The 23665-nt window shown below is 38.8% G+C and carries 14 protein-coding genes; 6 read left to right on the top strand and 8 right to left on the bottom strand.

The annotated features are described in order from the left end of the window. Both LC115_10935 and surE read right to left on the bottom strand, forming a co-directional pair. The gene (locus LC115_10935; GenBank protein MCZ2357178.1) at positions 1–573 is read right to left on the bottom strand and encodes a hypothetical protein; all 573 of its coding nucleotides are present in this window, start codon (positions 571–573) and stop codon (positions 1–3) included. Continuing rightward, entirely contained in the window at positions 570–1367 is a 798-nt protein-coding gene (gene surE, locus LC115_10930; GenBank protein MCZ2357177.1) for a 5'/3'-nucleotidase SurE, read from the bottom strand. Before surE ends, LC115_10935 begins: the two co-directional genes overlap by 4 nt. Positions 1368–1575: 208 nt before the next feature. On the opposite strand from surE, the gene LC115_10925 reads away from it, so the two are divergent. Both LC115_10925 and LC115_10920 read left to right on the top strand, forming a co-directional pair. Then, positions 1576–2334 (top strand): T9SS type A sorting domain-containing protein, encoded by a 759-nt coding sequence (locus LC115_10925; protein MCZ2357176.1) that lies wholly within the window; start codon positions 1576–1578, stop codon positions 2332–2334. A gap of 108 nt (positions 2335–2442) precedes the next feature. After that, complete coding sequence (locus tag LC115_10920) at positions 2443–6450, top strand: caspase family protein (protein MCZ2357175.1); 4008 nt, start codon at positions 2443–2445, stop codon at positions 6448–6450. A 101-nt stretch (positions 6451–6551) separates the two neighbouring features. Here LC115_10920 and LC115_10915 read toward each other — a convergent pair whose 3' ends face one another. After that, entirely contained in the window at positions 6552–7562 is a 1011-nt protein-coding gene (locus LC115_10915) for an ABC transporter permease subunit (GenBank protein ID MCZ2357174.1), read from the bottom strand. A 44-nt stretch (positions 7563–7606) separates the two neighbouring features. Continuing rightward, positions 7607–8032 (bottom strand): hypothetical protein, encoded by a 426-nt coding sequence (locus tag LC115_10910; GenBank protein ID MCZ2357173.1) that lies wholly within the window; start codon positions 8030–8032, stop codon positions 7607–7609. Positions 8033–8167: 135 nt separating this feature from the next. On the opposite strand from LC115_10910, the gene LC115_10905 reads away from it, so the two are divergent. Next, positions 8168–10333 (top strand): hypothetical protein, encoded by a 2166-nt coding sequence (locus LC115_10905; protein ID MCZ2357172.1) that lies wholly within the window; start codon positions 8168–8170, stop codon positions 10331–10333. 80 nt (positions 10334–10413) lie between these two features. Here LC115_10905 and LC115_10900 read toward each other — a convergent pair whose 3' ends face one another. From LC115_10900 to LC115_10890, 3 genes are all read right to left on the bottom strand, one after another. Continuing rightward, entirely contained in the window at positions 10414–11679 is a 1266-nt protein-coding gene (locus LC115_10900) for a hypothetical protein (protein MCZ2357171.1), read from the bottom strand. Positions 11680–11759: 80 nt separating this feature from the next. Continuing rightward, entirely contained in the window at positions 11760–13049 is a 1290-nt protein-coding gene (gene icd, locus LC115_10895; GenBank protein ID MCZ2357170.1) for an NADP-dependent isocitrate dehydrogenase, read from the bottom strand. Between the two features lie 61 nt (positions 13050–13110). Continuing rightward, positions 13111–16860 (bottom strand): gliding motility-associated C-terminal domain-containing protein, encoded by a 3750-nt coding sequence (locus LC115_10890; protein MCZ2357169.1) that lies wholly within the window; start codon positions 16858–16860, stop codon positions 13111–13113. 720 nt (positions 16861–17580) lie between these two features. Between LC115_10890 and LC115_10885 the strand changes: the two genes are divergently transcribed. From LC115_10885 to LC115_10875, 3 genes are read left to right on the top strand one after another with little or no spacing between them, the layout of a single operon-like run. Beyond that, positions 17581–19851, top strand: a complete 2271-nt coding sequence (locus LC115_10885) for a penicillin-binding protein (protein ID MCZ2357168.1) — start codon at positions 17581–17583, stop codon at positions 19849–19851. A gap of 3 nt (positions 19852–19854) precedes the next feature. Continuing rightward, the gene (locus tag LC115_10880) at positions 19855–22029 is read left to right on the top strand and encodes a carbohydrate binding family 9 domain-containing protein (GenBank protein ID MCZ2357167.1); all 2175 of its coding nucleotides are present in this window, start codon (positions 19855–19857) and stop codon (positions 22027–22029) included. Positions 22030–22088: 59 nt separating this feature from the next. Then, entirely contained in the window at positions 22089–23303 is a 1215-nt protein-coding gene (locus LC115_10875; GenBank protein MCZ2357166.1) for a DUF1573 domain-containing protein, read from the top strand. A gap of 112 nt (positions 23304–23415) precedes the next feature. Here LC115_10875 and purS read toward each other — a convergent pair whose 3' ends face one another. Continuing rightward, positions 23416–23664 (bottom strand): phosphoribosylformylglycinamidine synthase subunit PurS, encoded by a 249-nt coding sequence (gene purS, locus LC115_10870; GenBank protein MCZ2357165.1) that lies wholly within the window; start codon positions 23662–23664, stop codon positions 23416–23418. Position 23665 lies beyond the last annotated feature (1 nt).

Here is a 23665-nt window from a genome sequence, read left to right as displayed (position 1 = left end):
CTATTTTTTCCACGTTAATGATTCTATTGCGTGCCGCATATCTTCTTTTACAAATTCAATGATTGGAGATAAAGAGTCATTTTTTAGGGCGGTATTAAAATAAAAAGACATCATAATGGCGTTTTTACTTGAATCTGAGAAGAATACTTGAGCCGAAGTGGGTACATTTCCATATATCTGAAAAAGGACTCCGCTTCCATGTTGGGTTTTTAATATTGTTTCGGTAATTTCAGTTGCCTGTTGAGAATGTTTGTAAATCAGGCGGCGATAGTCTTCGTATGCAGCCTGATGAGTTATCTTTGCGGAGCGTAAGTCTTTGTATGTAAGATGCCAATAACAGTTTAACGGTTTTAAGTGAAAATTTACCCAGCAGGAATCCGGTTTGCGCATATTAGGTACTGCATATACCGGCAAGTCAAAAGCAAACGGGCAGTTTGAATCACTATAAGGAGTATATTCATGTTTGGGAAGTTCTAATCGGTGAAATCCTTCCGGCTTAGGTACGGGTATATCCGTGCGGCAAGAAATTGCGGATAGTGCCATCAAGACAATCAACAGTCGTGTAAGATTCATGCGTTAGTAAGTTTAGGGAGCGTTAAGTGCCAGCGGTTTAATGCAGCAATTCGGTTATGGTCGGTCATATCATACATCACAGGGCAAACGGATACATAGTTATGGCTGACTGCCCATTCGTCAGTATCTTCGCCTTCATCATCTAATAAAAACTTTCCTCCAAGCCAGTAATAGGGTTTTCCTTGCGGGTCAATTCGGGTATCAAACTCCTCTACCCAGCGGCCTACAGCTTGGCGGGTAACTTTAATTCCGGCTAATTGAGAATATGAAACAGGGGGAATGTTTACGTTTAGCAATGTTCCGGCAATCAGCCCATTTTTAAGCACTGCCGAAACAACCGAGTGGATAATTTCCCCGCAGGAAGAAAAATCCGCATCTTCGCTATGGTCTCCTAAGGAAAAACCTATTGAAGGTACACCTAATACACAACCCTCTAAGGCTGCTGACATCGTTCCCGAATAAACCACTGATATAGAAGAATTATATCCATGGTTAATGCCGGATACGATTAAGTCTGGTTTATGTTTTAGAAGTACTCCGATTGCCCATTTAACGCAATCTACGGGAGTTCCGCTTCCAGCATAGCCGATTAGTTTGGTTCCGGGTAAAGTTCGGGGTGTAAATCTCAGGGGATGGCCAACCGTTATTGCGTGCCCCATTCCGCTCTGCGGCTTATCGGGAGCTACTATATGAACTTTACCAAAAGATGAAACTGCTGCTACCAACGCCTGCAAACCCGGCGCAAAAATTCCGTCATCATTACACACCAATATCTCTATTCCCTCTTGATTCATGCAGCTATGTCATCTTTTTGCAAAGGTACTAAAACCCGCGGCATACTTCAATAATTTATCCAGTAAAGAGTACATCCCGTTTATTACACCCGAATATCCTGTGCCATCAATTAGAACATTTTACCCTAAAAATCCAAACTATTTTGAAATACGGGAAAAACACCTATTTTTGCAAAACATTTAACAAAACATTAATCACTTACTTACAATGAAAAAAAGTTTATTTGCCGCAGTTGTTCTGATGGGGTTTATTTCCCACAGTTTTGCTCAAGTTTGTACACCCAGTGGTGCTGTCTGCTCTATTCCTCCCGGAGGAGCCGTATGTACCAATCCTTCTCCGCAGCTTGATACGTACCAAAACAGCCCCGTAGATACTGTTCTGTATTTTGTTTTTACGAAACAAATTACCAATCCGCTTACGGCTACTATTACAAGTGTGAAAGTTACCGGTATTTCAAATGTTCCGGTTGGTCTTCAGGCTCAACTCACACCGGATTCTACCTTTTTACCAAGCCCTGCTTTCCCGAGTGTTGGCCCAATCGGGTGTGTACGTATTGTAGGTACCCCCACTCAGGTAAACCAAATTTCAGATTCCGTTCGTATAGACCTTTCTGTAACCCTTCAAACTCCCTTTGGAACAATGCCTTACCCACAAACAGCAGGCTATCGGGTAGCTGTTTTGTTACCTACTGCCTTAGACAACCTTTTAGCTTTCGGCAAATTTGACCTATATCCCAATCCGGCCAATAGTGCATCCAAAATCACCTATACTTTAAACCAGCCAAGCCGTGTATCTTTGACTGTACACGATTTACAAGGCCGTTTAGTAGAAACTGTATTTACCGGAGCACAAGCCGGTGGTTATCAAGAAATGACCATTTCTACAGCTAACCTAACACCCGGACTATACAATGTAATGCTTCAAGTTGAAGACCAAATAATTACCAAAAAACTGATTGTAGAATAATTATCAACATTCCTTCTTTTAAGTAAAGCACTCAACTAACGTTGAGTGCTTTTTTGTTTTTTTTAATAATTATTTTCACTATCTTTGCATCGAAAAAAATATATTTTTATGCGATATAACTGGATTTTATTTTGCTTTTATCTACTATTTACAACTACATATTCGCAAAATATCCCTAAAAATTCAAATAAATTAGATTCACAGGGAAGGAGGCAAGGCTCTTGGACAATTTTATTTGATGCAAGTTTTCACGAAGTAAAAACTGCTGACCAAGCGGAATATTATCGCATCATTACCTATAAAGATGACGTTCCGGTTGGCCGAGTTACTGATTATTATTTAAACGGTAAAAGACAGTGGGAAGGAGGCTTTATTCAAGACCGCCCTACGGAAATACCACACGGAATAATCACATTTTATTACCGAAACGGAAACCGCCAAGAATCATATACCTACGAAAAAGGAAAACTAAACGGCCCTTACTCTACTTATGATTCATTAGGGAATAAAACCTTAGACGGTAATTATCTAAATGACTCCCTACAAGGGCAAATTACTTTCTTTTTTTCCAATGGAAATATTTCCGGAATCCATAATTATAGTCATGGTAAACGCGAAGGCCAATCCCGCACCTACTACCCTAACGGAAAAAAGAAAGTAGATACTTATTACAAAAATAATCGCCGGCAAGGTATTTGGATTTGGTATGATGAAAATGGTCAAGAAATTGACCGAGCAGAATACGATAACGGCAAACAGGTAGGCAGCTTGAATAAAGAAGTTACTACTCGCTTTCCCGTAGAAATGAACATCCAGACTGAGCCTGCCCGAAATATCCAATCCATAGAATTTCACCCAGAAGGAAAATTCTACTCCGTTACTGCTGAGGACTATTCCATCCAAATCAGAGAATCAGGCAACGACCTAATAATCAGAACCTTAACAGGGCACAATTCAGAAATTATACACTCGCAGCTAATTGATAACGGGAAAAAACTTGTTTCGGTTGAAAAAAATGGGGTTTTTCTTATGTTTAATACCGAAACAGGAAATATCGAAAAACGGTTAGATACACACATCAAAGATATACTCAACTTTGTTTATATAGAATTTGAAGGGTCTTCAGAGTCAGTGTTATATGTTTTTAGTAGGTCCTTGGGCGCAATACTTTACAGCAACTTTCAAGGCAACTATGAAGCCGATCCCGCTAATATAGATTTTGCTTCTTATTTAGCCAGCGATATTAACGGGAGTTATTATGCTGCTGTTATGGAAACCAATAAAGAATATGGCAAACTAAAAAAAGGGGATAAGTTCGGAATTATTGTTACCTTGACCGCAGACGATACTGTCAAAGGCAGGGGAATCTCTGATATACAACCGGGTAGTAAGCTAATACGATTATGCCCCGTAAATAACTTAATAGCTTTTGCCGGAAAACAATATGTAGAGATATGGAACTTTGTAGAAAACAAAAAAATCCTCTATTGGACACCTGTTAAGGATGAATTTGACAGCACAGCTTATGTTCAAGACTTAGATTTTTCGAGTGACGGAAAATATATTGCCTTTTCTATTGGCGGAAAAGTAGTCATCGTGGATATACCCAAAGTTGAAGTCTATACGAAATTAATTAACTTTGATGATAACCCTAAGGCTGTGGCGTTTCAGCCGGGAACTCAACGGCTTCTATTCTCTGCCGGAACCTCTACTTATTCTTTCACTATTAATGATGATGGTTGGTACACCGTAGAGCAAATTTCGGTAGAAAAACCTGAATATGTGTGCTTTACCCAATCCGGTAAAGAGATGCTTCAGTTTTCAAAATATGGTATCACCCAGTGGGATATGGCAAAAGCGAAGTCTGCTTTCTGGCTTTATCCAAACGTAGATTATAGCAAAGAATGGGTTAATATTTATTCGGGTGCAGTAGCTCAAGCAGCAGACTTTGCTGTATTAGCTTCTGATGAAAAAATAATAATTACGAACACTAATCCGCTTACAGTAGATGCTATGAAAACAAAAGGATTTCAAGGTGAAGCTATTGGGGTACACCCAAAAACAACCTCTGATGTCTTACTTATTGGCAGTTATATTAAAGATAAAAATGCTAAAGAAATACCTATTTATGCCCGAATCTATGATATAGAAAAAGATACATTAAAAACGGAGAAACTCTTATTTAAAATACCGGAAACGGCAATCCTCAAAAAAATATCTAATCTAACTTTTACCGCCAACGGTGAATTTTTTACCTGCACTTATGGAGACGGCATCTTAGCAACCATTCGTTATACTGACCTAAAAGTACAGCGTTCTAATACCGTTTCAGCCTTAGCTACGGTATATGCAAACCAATCCATAAGCCCGGACGGAAAATGGTTAGTTTACCCAACTAATGAAGGAAACAACGCCTGGGTAGCAGAAAGCATATCCGGTGGAAAAAAAGTTAAATTTATCGAAAATGCTGATAAAGCAGTGCTTTCTTGGATGTCTGATGCCTCCAAATTACTCATGGTTACTCCTAACGGACGTTTATTCGTTTTTAACCCCCAGAATTGGACAAAACCAGACACCTTAAACACCGTTACCTTTGCCAGAGGAATTGTTGCCTTGGATAATCGTTATTTTTCCGTATATTCTGAATATACCGGTAAAATTGAATATTGGGATATTCAGCAGGATAAACCACTTTTAACATTTTTGCAGTTTGGAAAAGGTGATAGAGTACGCCATTCTGCCTTTTATACACCGGATAACTATTACTATGGCTCCACCAAAGCACTTCAGAATATGCACTTTACGATGGGACTTTCTACCTTTGATATAGAGCAATTCGACTTGCAATATAACCGGCCGGATATTATCGTAGAAAGGCTGCCATTGGGAGACCAAAACCTAAAAAATAGCTATAAAAGAATTTGGCAAAAGAGAATCCGAAAATTAGGGTTTTCCGAACAAACCTTTGGTTTGAAATCCTTTGAATCCCCGTTAATAGCCTTTGATAACGTTAATCGTATGCTGACTTCAAATAAGGATACATTCAAACTATTTGTAGAATACAGCGACGAAAAATACCTCCTTGATAGAGTGCACGTCCGCGTTAATAATGTTCCTATGTTCGGGAAAGCTGGATTGAGCTTATCTGCATTTGCTGTTGCAGACTGGGCAGATAATTTTTACATCCCGCTATCCCCCGGAAAAAACAAAATCGAAGTCTCTGTGGTCAATGAGATTGGTGTAGAATCTCCGGCCCGTAGCTTAACCATTACCAAAGATGACACTACCCACAAGAAACCCAATTTATACATTTTTGCCGTTGGAGTTTCTAAGTATAGCGACAGCAGAATGAACCTTACCTATGCCGCCAAAGATGCCCAAGATGTAGCGAATCTTTTTGGCAAAAACCTAAATAAGGAATATGATTCCGTTAAAGTGCAGATTATTACAAATGAAAAAGCTACCCGTAGTGCAATCCTCGCTATCCGTAAACAATTAGAAAACACCAAAATAACTGACCATGTTATCTTTTTCTACGCCGGGCACGGTGTCTTAGATGACTCCTTAGATTACTTTTTAGCTACTACCGATATTGATTTTCGCAATCCAAAGGCCAAAGCACTGAAATACGATGACTTAGACAAATTATTAGATGGAATCCCGGCACGCCAAAAATTAGTCCTGATAGATGCGTGCCACTCCGGAGAAATTGATAAAGAAGACGTTACCTTAGCAACTGCTCAAAATGTTGAGACCGGAAAGGTCAAGTTTCGTTCAACTCCCGGAATGCAGGTCAGCCATATTGGCTTAGAAAATTCCATAGAACTGATGCAGGAGTTATTTACAGACCTTCGTAAGGGAAATGGAGCTACGGTTATATCCAGTGCCGGAGGTGCTGAATATGCTATGGAAAGTAAAGAATGGAATAACGGTGTCTTTACCTATTCTCTATTACGTGGACTGCAAGATAACTCTGCCGACCTCAATCAAAACGGAAATATAACCATTGAAGAACTTCAAAAATACCTACAAGAAAAGGTAACAGAACTTACCCAAGGAAAGCAAAAACCTACCTCCAGAATTGTCAATTTAGAAAACAATTTCAGGGTCTGGTAAAGTCTTGCAAAGATAATTGCCAGCTATAAAACTTCACCTTGACGAGTATAACGTCTTGCGAAATCGCTGCTTATAGCAGCGATTTCGCAAGACGTTATACTTTATTCAGGTTCGGCATTAAAATATTCTGCAATATGCAATACCGGAGCAGCAAAACTAATTAAGGCTGCTGCCGGAAAAACAGCTAACCACCAAGCACTTGGAGTATCTCTGGCTAAGGATAGCATACTTCCCCATGTTACCGTTTCCGAAGCCAATCCAAAGCCTAAAAAGGAAATAGCAGCTTCCGTAAGAATCGAAAACACAAAGATTTGTATCAAGGGTGTGAGTAATTGTAAGTAAATTTTGGGTAGTAAATGAACCAAAAAGAACCTGTAATTAGGTATCCCTAAAACCTGAACTACCTCACTATAAGGTAAATTCAACTGATGTAAGGTGGTAAAATAGCTTATTCTCGCAAAAGGGACCCAAGCTACTAAGGTTAAAATACCAATTACCGAAATGACCCCCGTTGGAATCATAGCACTCAACAGCAATGCTATAACTAAAGCCGGAATAGCTCCATATAAACTCAAGAAAAAGTTAAATATCTGATTAACAGGAAAATGTATTTCTTTTCTCAAAAAATTAATACTCGGATGATACCGTTTTTTTAAAGAAAATAAGGTGATACCCCCAATAAAGAATCCTGCCCAAATTCCGATTTTTTCCCAAAAAGACAGCGTAACAGCTTTTACATAAATGATAAATCCAACCCATATTAAAAAGAGCCAAAACGAGGCTGAAAATATCGTGATACGGTGTTGGAATCGCTCTATAAAAGCGATTCCAGCACCCAAAATTAAGCCACCAAAACCTGCTAATATACAAACACAACTCCCTATTAACCAAGCATATCTACTTCCATTCAGGATGCCGGCAGCTACATCTCTCCCCAAGTCATCAGTACCCAACCAATGATCGGCAAGGCCGGGTCTCAATAAACTATTCTCTAAATCAATAATTTGTGATTTTTCACTAAAAAAGAAAGATATTATCCCACCTAAAATCCATAGAAATAGTATCGCAGAACTCACTGGATTTTTTCTCAACAGCCTTTTAATCTGCACCATGAATTTCTATAAACAGGGCTACATCTTTCTACAAAACAGTATTTCTAATACAGATTTATATTCCGAATGTTATCTTTTGCTTCCTGAACCTGCACTACATCAATCCGTGAATACAAACTATCATTAAGCCGCTTACTAACATATAGATAATAATTTCCGGCATTTAAAAAGCCAAAATCTGCTTCTCCTGACCCGTTGGTTAAAAGTTCGTACAAAAAATAATCATTTTGTAAATCTGTGTTGGACATATAGAGCGTAACAGTGGCATCCCTAACGGCGCTATTACCATTTCCATTTCTCCCAAATATGCGGGTAATTAGGCGGCCTGTTCCGGGAGTATAGGTGGTATTTAGGTTGTTAGGAACCGGATTATCGTTTTTTGAGCTTTTACAGCCCATAATCAAAACGGTAACTATGGCAAAAACGAGTCCCCAAATATTAACTTTCCTAATTACACTTTGAAACGGCATACTTTTTACGTTTTATCCGCAAAAATAATACCTAACTTCATTAGCTTAAAGAAATATCTACTTTTATCAAAAAAATTGATGTTTGTTTTAGTTCTAAAAACAAGCATCAAAATATGTACCTTTGCCGAACAAAGTATGATTTTTCAAATCGTTCGTACTTTCCTGATTAGTACAGTTTTAATTACTTTACTGTTTAGTTGTGGAGAAAAAAAAAGTTCCGTACGATATATTGCTTATGTGGGTAGATTCACAGATGCAAATAGCGCAACCCCTATTAAAGACCAAGAAAAAAATAAGTTTGATGTGCTGCATCAATATGTTTTAGAGCAATATGTTGCAGAATTAAACAAAGAATTATCGGGTGTTCAGTTGCAGCTAAAGACCTTTGATTGTCAGCGTACAGCCAGCGGTGCTGATAGTGTTTATAAATTGATTGCAGCAGACACGACCATTATTGCCATAATTGATAATACTTGGGGAAAGCACATCGGTGCTGCCCATGATATTATTCGGCGATATAAACTACCCGTTATTGCAATGAATGCAGACCATAACAATGTGGACTTTGGGCAAGCCTCTATTTTTACCGGAAATAGTGATGAAGTACCAGAAGACCTCGCTATTTACATCCACAATGCGCTGCAAGAACACAACGTTAATTTTATCACCGAACAAGACTACACCCTAACACAGGGTTATTACGAAGCATTTAAAAATCGTAATATATTGATAAACAAAATATTCAGTGTTTCATCAGCCCAAACAATAAACCCAGATAGCTTGGCCAAAATCACCCAAGACATCAAACGATATTACGCGACTTATCCTGAACAAAAAAAGAAACTATTGGTTATCAATGTGCACAGCAACTGGGGAAATGAGTTATTGCAGTATTTAGACAAAAATCTTGATGATTTACGTTTAATCGGCCATGCCTATATTGCTAATGGAGATGCTATCAAAGGCTTTGGGACTGGAAATAACAATGAACTCATTCTAATCACTAACCCAACGGATGCAATGTCCCAAAAAGTACACCGTGATTTAAGTGATTTTTCGGTTAAATACCCCGAAGTTTTTAACAATGTAAATGCTCCCCTGTTTGTTAAACGCTGTGTAGATGCCATGAGTTTTATTCGGCAGGCAATCATCAAAAATGATGCCTTGAAGAACCTCCAAAAGTCAATACCTAACCATAAAGAACTCCATAAAATCCTGAATGAACATACCGATAACATCAGCAGGAAATTAATTCAAGACCAGTTTAAGTTATTGAGGGGAGGCACATTAGCCAGTGAAAATGATATTTATTCGTTTGATAATAAAGGCGTTTTAGTTCCTGAGCTATTTTTTAGCCGCTATCATCAAGGGAAACTTCTTTCTATGTCTAAGCAACTGAATAACCGGCGAGAAATCATCCCCAATTTACTCTTCGGCATGGAAATTCAGGATATTTATGACCTAAACATAGCCTCTAACTCTTTTACGGCAGATTTTTATTACTGGGTCAAGATGGATAGCAGCAGTGAAGACGTTGAAAAATATATTTCTTTTCAAAATATGAAAAGCAGCGAAAGTACCCGAGAGATGATTATTGAAAATGTAGATAAGGGGGTTCTTTACCGGCTTTACCGCGTTTCCGGCATTTTTTATGTGGACTATGTGCTGAATGACTTCCCTTTTGATACCCAAGAACTTTCCATTAATATAGAAATATTAAGCCCCGATGACCGATTAAAAATCAGTTTTGACCAAAGTGCATTGATGCTTGATTCAGAAACTATTGAAAAATTTAAAGTATCCGGTTGGAATAAACTTGAAACCTACATAACCATAGATAATTTAATTTCTAAAAGTATCAAAGGCGACCCGCAAGGAAAACCCGGAACATTAAAGAAATTTAAAAACTTTATTTTTCGGTTAATTGTAGAGCGGGTTGCGTTACGCAGTTATTTACAAATTATTTTGCCGCTTATCTTGATCGGGTTTGTGGGAGTCGCTATTCTATTTATCCAAGATTTAAGCTTTGAAAATATTGGAGAGGTGAGTGTCGGTATTTTCTTCTCTATTGTAGCATTCAGTATTTCATTAAGCGAAATGATTCCAAATAGTAATTATCTGACCCGAGCAGACTTACTTTTTTGGCTAACCTTCTTTGTGGTGTTTCTCTCTTTTGTCAGCGTTATTATTCTAAATTCAATTTATGATGCAGAATATATGAAAACCTATAAACTACAGCGATTTCGGCTATTATTGGCAATACTTTATCCGGCGTTGATATTCTATGTGCTTTTTGTGTAGTATTCTTACCGAAAAATCAAGTAAATTATAACTTTTAATTTCTAAGCTAAAAACCTATCATTCCGTAAAAAAGGAAGTAATCAGCAAAAAATAAGAATAATTATTCCCCAAAATATCGTTAAGATGCTGGTAATCAACCAAGTTTTGATAGGAATTATGCTGTTAATAGGCCAATTTCTATGCCGGCAGATTCCCCATAACATTACTTTTTCTAAACTATAGGAAATTATTGCCGAAAAAGCTGCCCCAACAGGCCCAAAATACGAAATAAAAACCCAACTTAATGCAATATGTATAACCGTTTCTATTAAGGTAACCCAAAATTGTACTTGATAAGCACCGTAACTTATCAATAGAATTTGAGGAAAAAGCCCGCGGGGAATGCACAAAAATAAATACCAAAAAAAAATTTCAGACGCTTTGATAAACCTATCTCCATAAACCCATGTAAACAATAGCTTTGTGAATAACATTAAAAATACCGTTATACCAAACATCAACCAAATAAATTGCTGAATTTCTTCTTTTAACTCATTCAGTACCAACTTACTGCGATTTACTGCTAATTTAGCAGAATAAGAAAGAGAAATACCATTTGCCAACAGCGTAGAAATAGGTAGTTCTCTGGCACCATAACGGTAGCCAACAAATTCTTCTATTTTGATATAACGTACCAACCAAGCGTCCATGTAATCTGCAATTCCCGCAACTAAGGTAACGCCAATAAGCGGTAACCAACATAAAAACCAATACCTTAAATGTGCCCAACTAATCTCTACCGGAAAAGTTAGCAAACTGCAAACAACACCAAAACGCAGCAAAGCAAGTATGGCAATCCAACTCAAACATCCAGTTACTCCCCAATACTCAAATAATACTCCCCCCAACAAAACTACTGATACCGCAGAAATCACGCTCCAAAATAAAACTTGCTTGAATAATCGTTTGAAAAACAGTTGATATTCAAGTAGATTTGAAACCGGCTGAAATACCAAAATAACGGTAATCAATCCAGATTCTACCCACGAAAGTTCTTTGACAAAAGAATATCCTAAACCAATAATTCCCAAAACACAGCTAACTATTAAGGCAGCCAAAACGCTATTATTCCAATTCGTGGCTGAATTGTTACGTACTAACTCCGGCAAAAAAGCCGTGGAAATTCCCGATAATACCGAAAAACTAATGGTAGAAATCAATAATGTAATTGATTCATACTGCTGTAATTGATTTTGGGTAGCAATGCGGGCTAAAATAATAGACAAGATAAAGTTTGCCAAAAAGCGAAAACCCTGAACAAGTTGCAGGATTCTGGTTTCGGTGATTTTTTTGAACAAATTTTCCATCTTAACTATTAAAAGGCAAAACGAAGCCAATGTAGTTTTTGACTTCGTTTTGGGAATATGTCAAGCTAAGAAAAATAGCTTTACATATTTTTGATAATTTCATCACCAAATTCGGAGCATTTAACGAGAGTAGCTCCTTCCATTAGGCGCTCAAAGTCATAGGTAACCCGTTTGCTGGTGATAGCTCCGTTTAATCCTTTGAGAATCAAGTCAGCAGCTTCTTTCCAACCCATATAGCGAAGCATCATTTCGCCGCTGAGAACGACAGAACCCGGATTCACCTTATCTTGATTGGCGTATTTGGGGGCTGTTCCATGAGTAGCTTCAAAAATAGCATGGCCGCTGACATAGTTTATGTTAGCTCCCGGTGCTATCCCGATTCCGCCAACTTGAGCCGCTAATGCATCACTTAGATAATCTCCATTTAGATTTAAGGTTGCGATAACATCAAAGTCATTGGGACGGGTAAGCACTTGTTGCAACGTAATATCAGCAATACTATCCTTGATAACGATACCGGCTCCGGGCATACCTTCGGGAATTTTACACCAAGGGCCACCGTCTATTTCAACTGCTCCAAACATCTCTTTGGCTACTTTGTAGCCCCAATCACGAAAAGAACCTTCGGTAAACTTCATGATGTTTCCTTTGTGCACTAAGGTTACATTCTTGCGGTTATTTTCAATCGCATATTGAATTGCACTGTATATCAAACGAACGCTTCCGCTATAGCTAACCGGCTTAATTCCAATTCCTACACATACTTCTGTTGGGATATTCATGCCTGCAAGTTTCCAATATTCTGCTGCCTTTTCCTGTGTGCCAAAACGAATCGTATTAAATGCTTTCGGAAATTCTTTTTCTAAAAAAGAAAGCATTTTGGCCGCATCTGCTGACCCACCGGAATACTCTATGCCGGCATAAATATCTTCGGTATTTTCTCTAAAAATAACCATATCCACCAATTCCGGGTGTTTTACTGGGGAGGGAACTCCTGCAAAATACTGAACTGGTCTTAAACATACATATAAGTCTAAGATTTGACGGAGTGCTACATTTAAAGAGCGGATTCCGCCTCCAACAGGTGTAGTTAAGGGGCCTTTGATAGCTACTAAATGCTCTCTGATTTCATTTAGGGTTTCTTCCGGCAGCCAATTTCCGGTTTGCTTAAACGCTTTTTCACCGGCGAGTACTTCTTTCCAGATGATTTTTTTAGATCCTTTGTATGCCTTTTCGACGGCTGCATCCATCACCCGAACGGCTGCCCGCCAAATATCCGGCCCTGTACCATCTCCTTCTATAAAAGGTATAATCGGGTCGTTGGGCACTTGCAAGTGACGATTCTCAATTCTAATTTTTGTTCCTGCCATAATACTTGTTTCAAAAAACGCGGCAAATTAAGCAATATGCCAGCGTAATTAAAAGATATTTCTATCGAATAAGGCTTAAAGTTCCTGTTTCCACTTTAATAGACTTATCAAAGCCGGTAGATTCATAATACCAAACATAAACGCCTTCCGGTGCATCTTCACCATTTAATTTTCCGTCCCATACCGGTTGGGTTTCTGTAGAATGAAAAACAAGCATTCCCCAGCGATTAAAGAGCTTAATATCAAATTGCTTGGTTCCAGTAGTAATGATTGTCCATGTATCATTTTTTTGATCTCCGTTAGGAGAAAATCCCGTAGGTACATACACATGGTGGTCTGCTTGTATAACAATGATGCCGCAAGGTATAACGGTTTGGCAACCCAAAGAATCCGTAGCTTCTAAAGAAACCGAATAAGTGCCGGTTCTTTCTGCCCGAAAGCTCACATTACTACCCACTAAGGTTAGATCCCCGATTATCCAACGATAAATTGACTGTGCTTGTGGATTTTGGATGGTTAAAGAAACTTCTTGGCCATAAATCATTTGCGCAGGTAATGCCGGAGTTGTTAAAATACGTGGATTGGGTGGCGGTAGTACCGGAACATATATTGAATCTCTGGTGGTGCAGCCGCGAGTGTTGCTTAGGGTAAAACGATACCAGCCGTTGGTTAAATTCTCCCTAAGCTGATTAGTATCCCCATTTTCCCAAACAACACGAATGGGTGGATTTGCACCACTTGGATATAAATGGATAGATCCATTATTGGTAATTTCGGTACAATGTACCGGAACTACTTGTGCATTGGATATTAAAGGAGTTGGGTTATTTATAGTAAAAGAATCTCTTTTAGAACATCCCCCACTTTCGGTAATTGTTATGCGATATATTCCTTGGTTTAGGTTAGAAATACTTGGTTGTGTGCTGCCGTTGCTCCAAAGGAATGAATACGGGGGCGTTCCGCCATGAGGCGAAATTGTGATAGAACCATCATTTACTCCGATGCATGAAATTTGATTAACAGAAGTAGTGTAGGTTAAATTTGCGCCATTAGGGACTACAAAGGTAAAGCGTTTTTGACATCCCATTGTATCGGTAACAGTAGCTATATAAGTGCCGGCGGGTATATTTTGCCGAGAGAGTCCTGTTTGCCCATCTTGCCATCTTACTGTAAAAGAGCGAGTTCCGGCAGTTACGCCTATCCGAATACTACCCGTTGCCTCACCAAAACAAGCTGGTGCTATAATGCGGGAAAAGGTAGTATCTATTTTGGGAGGAGGGTTTAAGGTGAATTGCCGGTTTATAGTACAACCCGTAGCATCTGAAATAGTGCAGCTATAACTACCTGATGCTAAGTTAGAAAGCACTGTTCCGCTTGTGCCGTTATTCCATTGAACTGTATATGGCGGCAATCCTTGAGTGATATTCAGCGAAATTTGCCCATTTGAATCACCTATGCAACTAATTTCCCGTATATTAACCTGAACATTAAACGGCGAAATCACCGTTAAGGTGGTATCCCAAGTTAAAGTACATCCTTTAATGTCTTGTATTGTTACTTTGTAATAGCCGGCATTTAGCCCCATTACAGAATCGGCAGTTGAGCCGGTATTCCATGAATATGTAACAGGTAAGGTAGCATTTTGTAATGAAGCTATTTTTAGCCAACCGTTATTTTGATTGCAACTGGGTGCTAATCCTTGGATTTGTGCAGAAATGCTTGGTGGGTTTGATAAAATAAATCTTGCTTTGGCCACACATCCATTTGCATCTGTAGCTGTAACTTGATAGTTACCAGCTTGTAATCCGGTAATATGGGATCCAATTTGACCGGATGACCACTGGTATTGAATTGGAATAGTTCCAGAATTGAATTTAACTTCTAACTCTCCATTTTGCGCTCCATTACAATTAGGGTTAGTCTTTTGTAGCAAAAACACACTATCTGCCGGATTTATTGTGATTTGAATTGTATCTGAGGCGAAACAGTTTGTACCGCTACTAACAGTCATAATATAAGTTTGTGTGATTGAGGACTGCTGCGGAGTTATTCCTGTAAAGGTTGGGCGAGCAATGGTTGAATCACTTAGGTATATTGCTGGTTTCCAGCGAATTGTTAAATTTGGGGGGAGAGTTTGAGCACCTATCAAAAAAGAGCTGCCGGCACAAACCGTAGTGTCATTTCCGATGAAAGGTTTGGGTACTGGAGAAACATGAATAACAACTGTATCGTTAGGTTGCTGGCAACCGGTTCCGTTCAGATGCCATGCAAAAGCATAGTTTCCGGCTTGGGTCATTCCGGTTATTGTGGTAGTAGCGGCACTTGGGCTTTGAATTGTTACTGTAATGGGGCCACTTACTTGTGTCCATATTCCGGAGTTTCCATTTGGTTGATTTCCGGTAAGTGTTGCGGTACTCAGGCAAGTATTTTGGTCTTGCCCTGCATTTGCTATGCAGACGGCACATACCACTTCGGTCGTTAACGTAACGATACTTCGTTGATACGGTATATTGGTAGTATTCGCTGTTTCTATTCGTGCCATTTGAGGGTTCATCATTTGCTTGGTATAGGAAGTAGAAGACGAAACAGTTATCGGGATAGAATGGCATCCGGCACTAAGGTTAGCATCCGTTTGAATAAATGTAACTCCATCTAAGCCGGAGCTAAATACATTCTGAGAATAACCGATTAAGGTATAAGTTCCGGTAGCGGTATTTCTATAAACGATTTTTCCGTAATCAAATTGCTGGGTACCATAGGCCATACCTCGAATAAAATTACCGGCAGTATCCAATTCAGCTATTGTAGTTGTGGGATCCCAGCCATTTGGCTGAGAAACTCCGGTAAGCACAATTTTATCAGGAGCAATTAATTCTATTTCTGACCACGAGGAAGACGTTCCCGATATGGTTTTACTCCAAATAATATTCCCTGAATTAGAAATTCGGCATAGAAAGCTATGATTACTATAGGCGTTTCCAATCACCAAAAAATCTCCATTTGCTAATTCAGTAGCAGCTTGCGGGTAAGTTCCTGCTATAGCGTTCGTATCAACAAAAATAAGTGTCCATTGAACCGAATCTTGTGCGTCTAATTTAACAATTCTTCCCTGTGGCGCAATTGACGTTCCGGGAACCATTCCTAGTGATGTTGAGCCGATTAATAAGAGACCGTTGCCTTGTGTGTGAATCATAGACGCAGGATGATCTTGCTTTAAGCCCCCATAACAACGAGAAGATATTAAACTTCCGGTATTTGGGTTAAAGCGGCACAAAGTAAAATGCGCTCCAGTGGAAGTACTTAGAATGGATTTTTCTAATGGCAGCAATACCAATAAATCTCCATTATCATCAATCAGCATTTTTTCGCCATTTTGTGTTTGGCTGGGGTAATAGGTTTTGGCTGTGTCTATTTGTATATCATATAAAATTCCATTTCCCGGCTTAAATCGCATAATTCCAAAACAGCGAATGCCGGTATCGTAGTATAAGCCAACAAAGCTGGTATCTGATAAGGCAATAATTCTTCTGGGTTCGCGGTGGCTATTAGAAAGTGCCGGCCAAGAACACATTGGGTAGGTAGGAGATGTTAAAACATCTCCTGTGGAATCTAATACGGCAAACACAATATTACCGTTCGCCGAATATGGCAACATAACTACATATTTACCGTCAAGGGAACGAACTCCGCACCCTCCGTGAATATCTGTTATACCTTTAAAAATAGATTGTGCATTGATTTCAGTCTTTATAGAGAAAAACAATCCTACTACCAACAATATTCTTATTGTGTAAGCCAACTTTCTAACCATTGCACAAAATTATGGTTTTTAATAATCAATACTTAGTTTGTAGTTTAGAAAACAGTAAGCGTTGTTTCTTTGGCAAAATATTGTTACAATTAGTGTGTGAAGTTATCAACAACTGATTGCTTCACAGTGGTTAAGACCTAAATGCTGTTTAGCATCCCTATACAGAAACTCAATCTGAGAAGCCGAAGACGGTAAATCTCCCAAATTCTTGACTAAGACTGCTTCAAATCTGTGCTAAAATAAATCTTATGGCTGTATTTTATCATCTTTGCCTTTCGTGTAAACGACCACTACAGTTACTATTCTCTTTAATGATTTACTATAATCAATTCCACTGAATATTAACTCTTTACAATCATCACTATTAGCTACTTTTTACCCCAAGGAAAAGATAAAAGATGGAAACAATGAATTTTGCCCTTGATTTACCAATTGGCACATTCATTTGTGAAATCACCGATATTAGACTACTTTTAACCTCGGATAAATGTAGGTTTTTGTTTATTGTTTTCACAGATAAATATACTAAAACCAACATCTTATCCAACTTACAAATACTTAATTTATTGATAATTATATATTTAAGTTTAAAACTACCGAAGCATTGATTGCGGTATTTTTAAAAAAAATCAAACATCTTAGCGAATCTTTTTTTTACTCAACGCATAAAACCTAACTTTGCGTTTTACGCAGAAGAAAAAATACCTCCAAAATATTTTAATGAAACGAGATAGGCAAAGTTGGAATACCATAGTTTTATACGGAATAAGTGCCATTACCGGATTGTTCTTTTTATTTGTGCTGTATGTCTATATCGAGATGCCGCCCTTAAACACCTTAGAAAACCCACAAACAAACCTATCCACACAAGTTATTTCCATAGATGGGGAGGTTTTAGGAAATATTTATCATAAAGAACATCGTGTTAATGTAAATATCAATGAGATTCCGGCTAATATTCGGTTAGCATTAGTGGCTACGGAAGATATTCGCTTTTATCAGCACTCAGGCGTAGATTTTCGAGGAGTTCTCAGTATTCTATATTCCCGTTTAATACCGGGTTTTACAGATAGAGGCGGCAGCACCATAACCCAGCAGTTAGCCAGAAATTTATATGACGAAGTAGGGAGAGAGAGAACCTTTATCCGAAAAGTAAAAGAAGCTATCGTTGCCATAATTTTAGAAAGCCGTTATACCAAAGAAGAAATTATGACGGCATATTTTAATACCGTTTCTTTTGGTGGTGATTCCTACGGGCTGCAAGCCGGTAGTTTTATGTATTTTTCCAAAAACTGCCGTGAACTTACGATGCAGGAATCCGCTCTCATGGTCGGGTTACTAAAAGGCCCCGGCTATTACAATCCCGTTAAATATCCCGATAGAGCCAGAAACAGAAGGAATACGGTCATCTCCCAAATGCAGAAATACGGCTTTATCGGCCAAAAAGAAGCTGATAGCCTACAAAAAACAGACTTGGTCGTTTTAAACAGCCATAGAGAATCACATAATACCGGTTTAGCTCCATATTTTAGAGAGCACCTGCGTGAATGGCTTTCTAAATGGTGCAAAAAAAATAACCACAATATGTACACCGAAGGGTTGAGGGTTTACACCACCATCCACGCAAAAATACAGCGTCATGCTGAAGAAGCTATGCAGGAACATCTCTCCGAGTTACAACCTGTTTTTGATAACATTATTAAAGATAAGAAGCCTTGGGATAAAGATTCCATGATACTCATCCGAGCAATGCGCCAAAGCAGCCGTTATGCTACGCTAAAACAACAAAGATGGACGGAAAACCAAATTTTAGATAATTTTCAGGAAAAACGTGTAAAGATGCGCGTCTTTGCATGGAGCAGGGATAATAATATGGTTGATACCATGATGACACCCTGGGATTCGTTACAGTATTACAACCGCTTTTTAGAAACCGGTATAGTAGCCATAGACCCCAGTACCGGACAAATTCGAGCTTGGGTGGGCGGTATTGACCATAAGTTTTTTCAATATGACCACGTTCAAAAAGGAAAACGGCAAGTAGGCTCTACCTTTAAACCCTTCGTTTATACTGCCGCTTTTGACAACAACTATGAACCGTGCTCCGAAGAGCTAAACCAACCGGTAGAAATTCCTACGCCTGAAGGGCTTTGGATACCTAAAAATGCAGACGGATCAGTAGGCGGAAAAATGACACTCCGAAAAGCATTGGCAAATTCTGTTAATATCATTACCGCAAGAGTAATTAAAGTTATTGGCCCACAGGTAGTTACTGAATATGCCCGAAATATGGGAATCCAAACCCCGCTAAAAGCAGTGCCCTCATTAGCTTTAGGTACTACCGACTTAAACGTTACAGAACTTACCTCTGCCTACTCTACCATTGCCAACAAAGGCCGTTGGATAGAGCCAACATTCGTAACTCGAATTGAAGACAAGTTTGGCAACGTTTTAGAAGAATTTACACCTGATACCAGAGATGCTATTTCAGAAAGGACGGCTTATCTCATGGTAGATATGTTACGCGGCGTGGTAAACGAAGGCACCGCAGGCGGCCTACGCTGGATGTATAAAATCTACAATATGGATATAGGCGGCAAAACCGGAACTACCCAAAACCACTCTGACGGCTGGTTTGTAGGAATCACCCCGTTTCTGGCATGCGGAATATGGGTGGGCTGCGCCGATAGAAACGTTCATTTTCCATCTCTCGACTACGGCCAAGGCGGCAGAATGGCGATGCCTATATTCGGAAAACTCTTCAAAAAAATCGAAGAAGACGATGCTATCTCTTTTAGAGTAACCAAAAACGCCTACTTTGAAAGACCCAAAAACCTATCCGAAACATTAAACTGTAACGAATACAAACGCCTGAAAGGAAACTCTACCTATGAAGATGAACCCGATGCCTCGGGAGACCCTAAAAAAGAACAAGATAAGAAAAAACAGGGAACAAAAGACAATAAATCTACCTTAGATTTTGATGATTAATCAATGGTTAGAACTCTCTACAAAATACTCTTATGGGCATTTTGGTGGCCTTTGTACCTATATCCACAAAATGAACTGCAGCTTTTGGTTCAAAAAACAACCGAAGTAGTTGTTTTAGATGGAAAACTAAACGAACCTTGTTGGCAAAATACGGACTCCACAATCACTCCATTCTGGCAAATATTTCCCTACGATACCTCATACGCCCTTAGCCAAACTACAGTTAAGGTATTATTTGATGAAAAAAATCTATACATAGCTGCCATTTGCCGAGAAAGTATTCAAAAACAATTTGTTGTTCAAAGCCTTAGAAGAGATTTCGGAGATAATAACGATTTCTTTGAAGTATTTTTAGATCCCTTTAAAGACCAAACAAATGGGTTTTCTTTTGCTGTAACTCCTATGGGGTCTCAGCGAGAAGCTCTACTGATTAATGGCGGAAACTGGAGCAGACAAGTAGAATGGGACAATAAATGGTATGCAGAAACCCACAGAGACACAAACTTTTGGTCTGTTGAAATCGCGATACCCTTCAAAACCCTACGTTACCGTACGGATATAACTACCTGGGGGATAAACTTCGCCAGACAAGACCTTAAACGAAACGAAATATCCGTATGGACACACATACCCAGAAACTTCAACACAACTTCATTAATCTATACCGGGAAACTAATTTGGAAAGACTCCCTGCCCAAACCCGGCAGAAACCTATCGTTAATTCCATATTTAGCCTCCTCTATGAATCAAGTTCCTTCAAACCCAGTCAATAGTAAAATATCAGCCGGTTTAGACTCAAAATATGGAGTTACACCCTCCTTGAATTTAGACTTAACAATTAACCCTGATTTTTCCCAAGTTGATGTAGATCAGCAACAGATTAACTTAACGCGGTTTAGTCTCTTTTTTCCGGAAAAGAGAACCTTCTTTTTGGAAAACAGCGATATTTTTGCCCAGTTTGGGTTCAGTAAAATCCGTCCTTTTTTTTCCCGAAAAATCGGCTTAAAAGATGGACGGCTCATCCCAATCATAGCAGGAGCTAGGCTTACCGGAAAAATAAATCAGAATTGGCGTACAGGCCTTATGACAATTTTGACCAAAGACTTTGAGGAAGATTTATTGGAAAACTTCACCATTACGGCAGTTCAACGGCGTATTTGGGGGGCTTCTAACTTCGGCGCAGTATTCGTAAACCGCCAAAACCTAAAACAACCACAACTATTTAACAGAGTAGCCGGAATAGACTTTAACTTGCTTAGCAAAAACAATAGATGGCGCGGAAAAGGCTTTTTCCATCATTCTTTTTCATCTAACCAACCCAAAGATGCTTTCGCCCATGCTTCTTTCTTGATGTATTCAGATAAAAAACTCTTTGTGATGTGGAATCATGAATATGTAAATAAAAATTACGATGCCCAAACAGGCTTTACGCCGCGAATCTTTAACTACGAAGCCCAAACAGGAATCCTACATAGATTTACTTACTGGAGATTAGAGCCTGAATTTCATTACTTTAGCTATCCAAAATCAAAATATATTAATTCAATAGCTTACGGTATCTATGCAGACATATACTACGACTCCACCATTTCTGTAAACGATGCGTGGTTCAATCCGCAATTATCTATCAACTTTCAAAATTCGGCAAGCCTAAACTTTAACGCAAATTATCAATATACAAACCTGTACTTTTTAACCTATTTTTCAGCATCCAAAGAAGGTGAACTAAGGCCCGGTTGGTATAACTATAATAGTTATTCGGTTTCATATACTTCTAATCCAAGAAAGGTGGGTAGCTACAATATAGAGATTTCAGCGGGTGATTTTTTTGCTTCTCGGCAATATCGAATTGCCCTTTATGGCAGCGTGAGGGTTCAACCATACTTTAATATTACGCCACAAATTGAGCTTAACTACTTTCGCTTCCCCAGTGGCTATTCAGAGCAGATAACGCTATTGGGGATCAGGACGGAGTTTACCTTTAACCGAAAATTCTTCCTGACTGTTTTTGCACAACGAAATTCCCAAAACGACTATTTTAATACCAATGTTAGATTTCAATGGCGATTTTTGCCCATGTCTGACCTGTTTATCGTTTATTCAGACACCTACTCTATCAGTTGGCTTCCCAAACAACGAACTTTAACGGCCAAATTGGTTTGGTGGTTAGGTTTGTAACCAAAATTTGTTTTTTATTGCATTTCTGATTATTTCGTAAATTTGCGGAAACCAAAAAAATGTTACGCAAAATATTTTCACTAATACTGATAGGCTTCGGCCTACAGATGAATTTCTTATTAGCCCAAGAAAAGGTTGCCCAGAAAAAAATAAACTTTCGGGAAACAAGCCACGAATTTGGCAAAATTCAAGAAGGTGATATTGCCAAATACAGCTTTGTATTTACAAATATTGGTAAAGAGCCGGTTACTCTAAAATCTGTGAGAGCTTCGTGTGGCTGCACAACTCCACAATGGGAAAAAGACCCCATTTTACCCGGTTCCAAAAGCAAAATCGAAGTGAATTACAACTCATTAGGCCGCCCAGGAGAGTTTACCAAAACAGTTACCGTTATCTATGACACCACACAGTCCCCGATAATTTTAACCATTAAAGGGAACGTTATCCCCAAAGAAAAAACAACTGCCACTAACGACCATGCAAATGACACCCACGACCACACCGCACATGACCACCACGACACCCCAACCAGTAATCCACCAAACGTAACTTATAGTGATACAATCGGGTTCTTAGCTATCGAAAAAACACATGAAAACTTTGGAATCTTACGAACCACAGAAGGGAAAGAACTTTCTTTTACGGTTCAAAATATTGGTAAACAAACAATTAACTTTACCAATCAAGTTGATAAAAAAGATTATGTAAACTTTACTATTTCTGCCCAAACACTTAAGCCCGGTGAAAAAGCAACTGTAACCATAGAATTGTTAGGTCAGAAAGTAGATAAGACTGCTACGGTTATTCGAGATGCAGTAACTTATTACACTACTGAAAAAACAAATGCTAAGAAGACTTTTACAATTGAAGCATCTTATGAGCGAGCATACACCGAAGCTGAAAAAGCGATAGCACCTGCGATTACATTTTCAAAAAAAGAATTTAACGGAGGAGATGTTATTCAGGGAGAAATTTTAAATTATACTTATACTTTTACCAATACCGGAAAATCTGACTTAATCATAGAAAGTGCCAAGCCGTCCTGCGGTTGTACGGCCTCTGCTCCCGAAGATAAAATTGTAAAGCCCGGCCAAAATTCTACTATTAAAGCTTCTTTTAACTCAACGGGAAGGGTTGGCCCGCAGATGAAAACGATTACAGTTCTTTCTAATGACCCGACAAACCCTGCGGTAACCTTAATCTTAAAGTGTAATATTATCGAAAACCCGTTTCGCCCCAATGCCGGTGCGCCTAACCCGCAACCACAAGAATAGTTTTACAAGTTTAACCAATAATATAAGGGCTGACTATTTTATTTAGTCAGCCCTTATATTTTAGCTATTTAGTTATAATTCAAAAAATATATTCCCTAAGACTAATCACTTTTTAAGAAACAAGTTGTATTTCAAAAGTTTCCGTTATTGGATTTGCTAATAGTTTTTGGGCAGCTTGCGTTGCAAAACTAAGTGCCTCTTCGGCAGTTTCAGATTGCACCGAAAGTTGTATTCTTTTACCAACTCTTACATCTGTTACTGCCTGCAAACCAAGTTGTTTTAGCCCATGTAGAGTAGCTTTTCCCTGAGGGTCAAGTAGTTGCTGGTGTGGCAAAATGAGAACGTCAATCAAAAAAGTCATA

The sequence above is a fragment of the Bacteroidia bacterium genome, from assembly GCA_026932145.1.
GTDB lineage: Bacteria > Bacteroidota > Bacteroidia > J057 > JAIXKT01 > JAIXKT01.
Note: the sequence above shows the minus strand (reverse complement) of the source record. Positions and strands in the feature narration are given on the sequence as shown.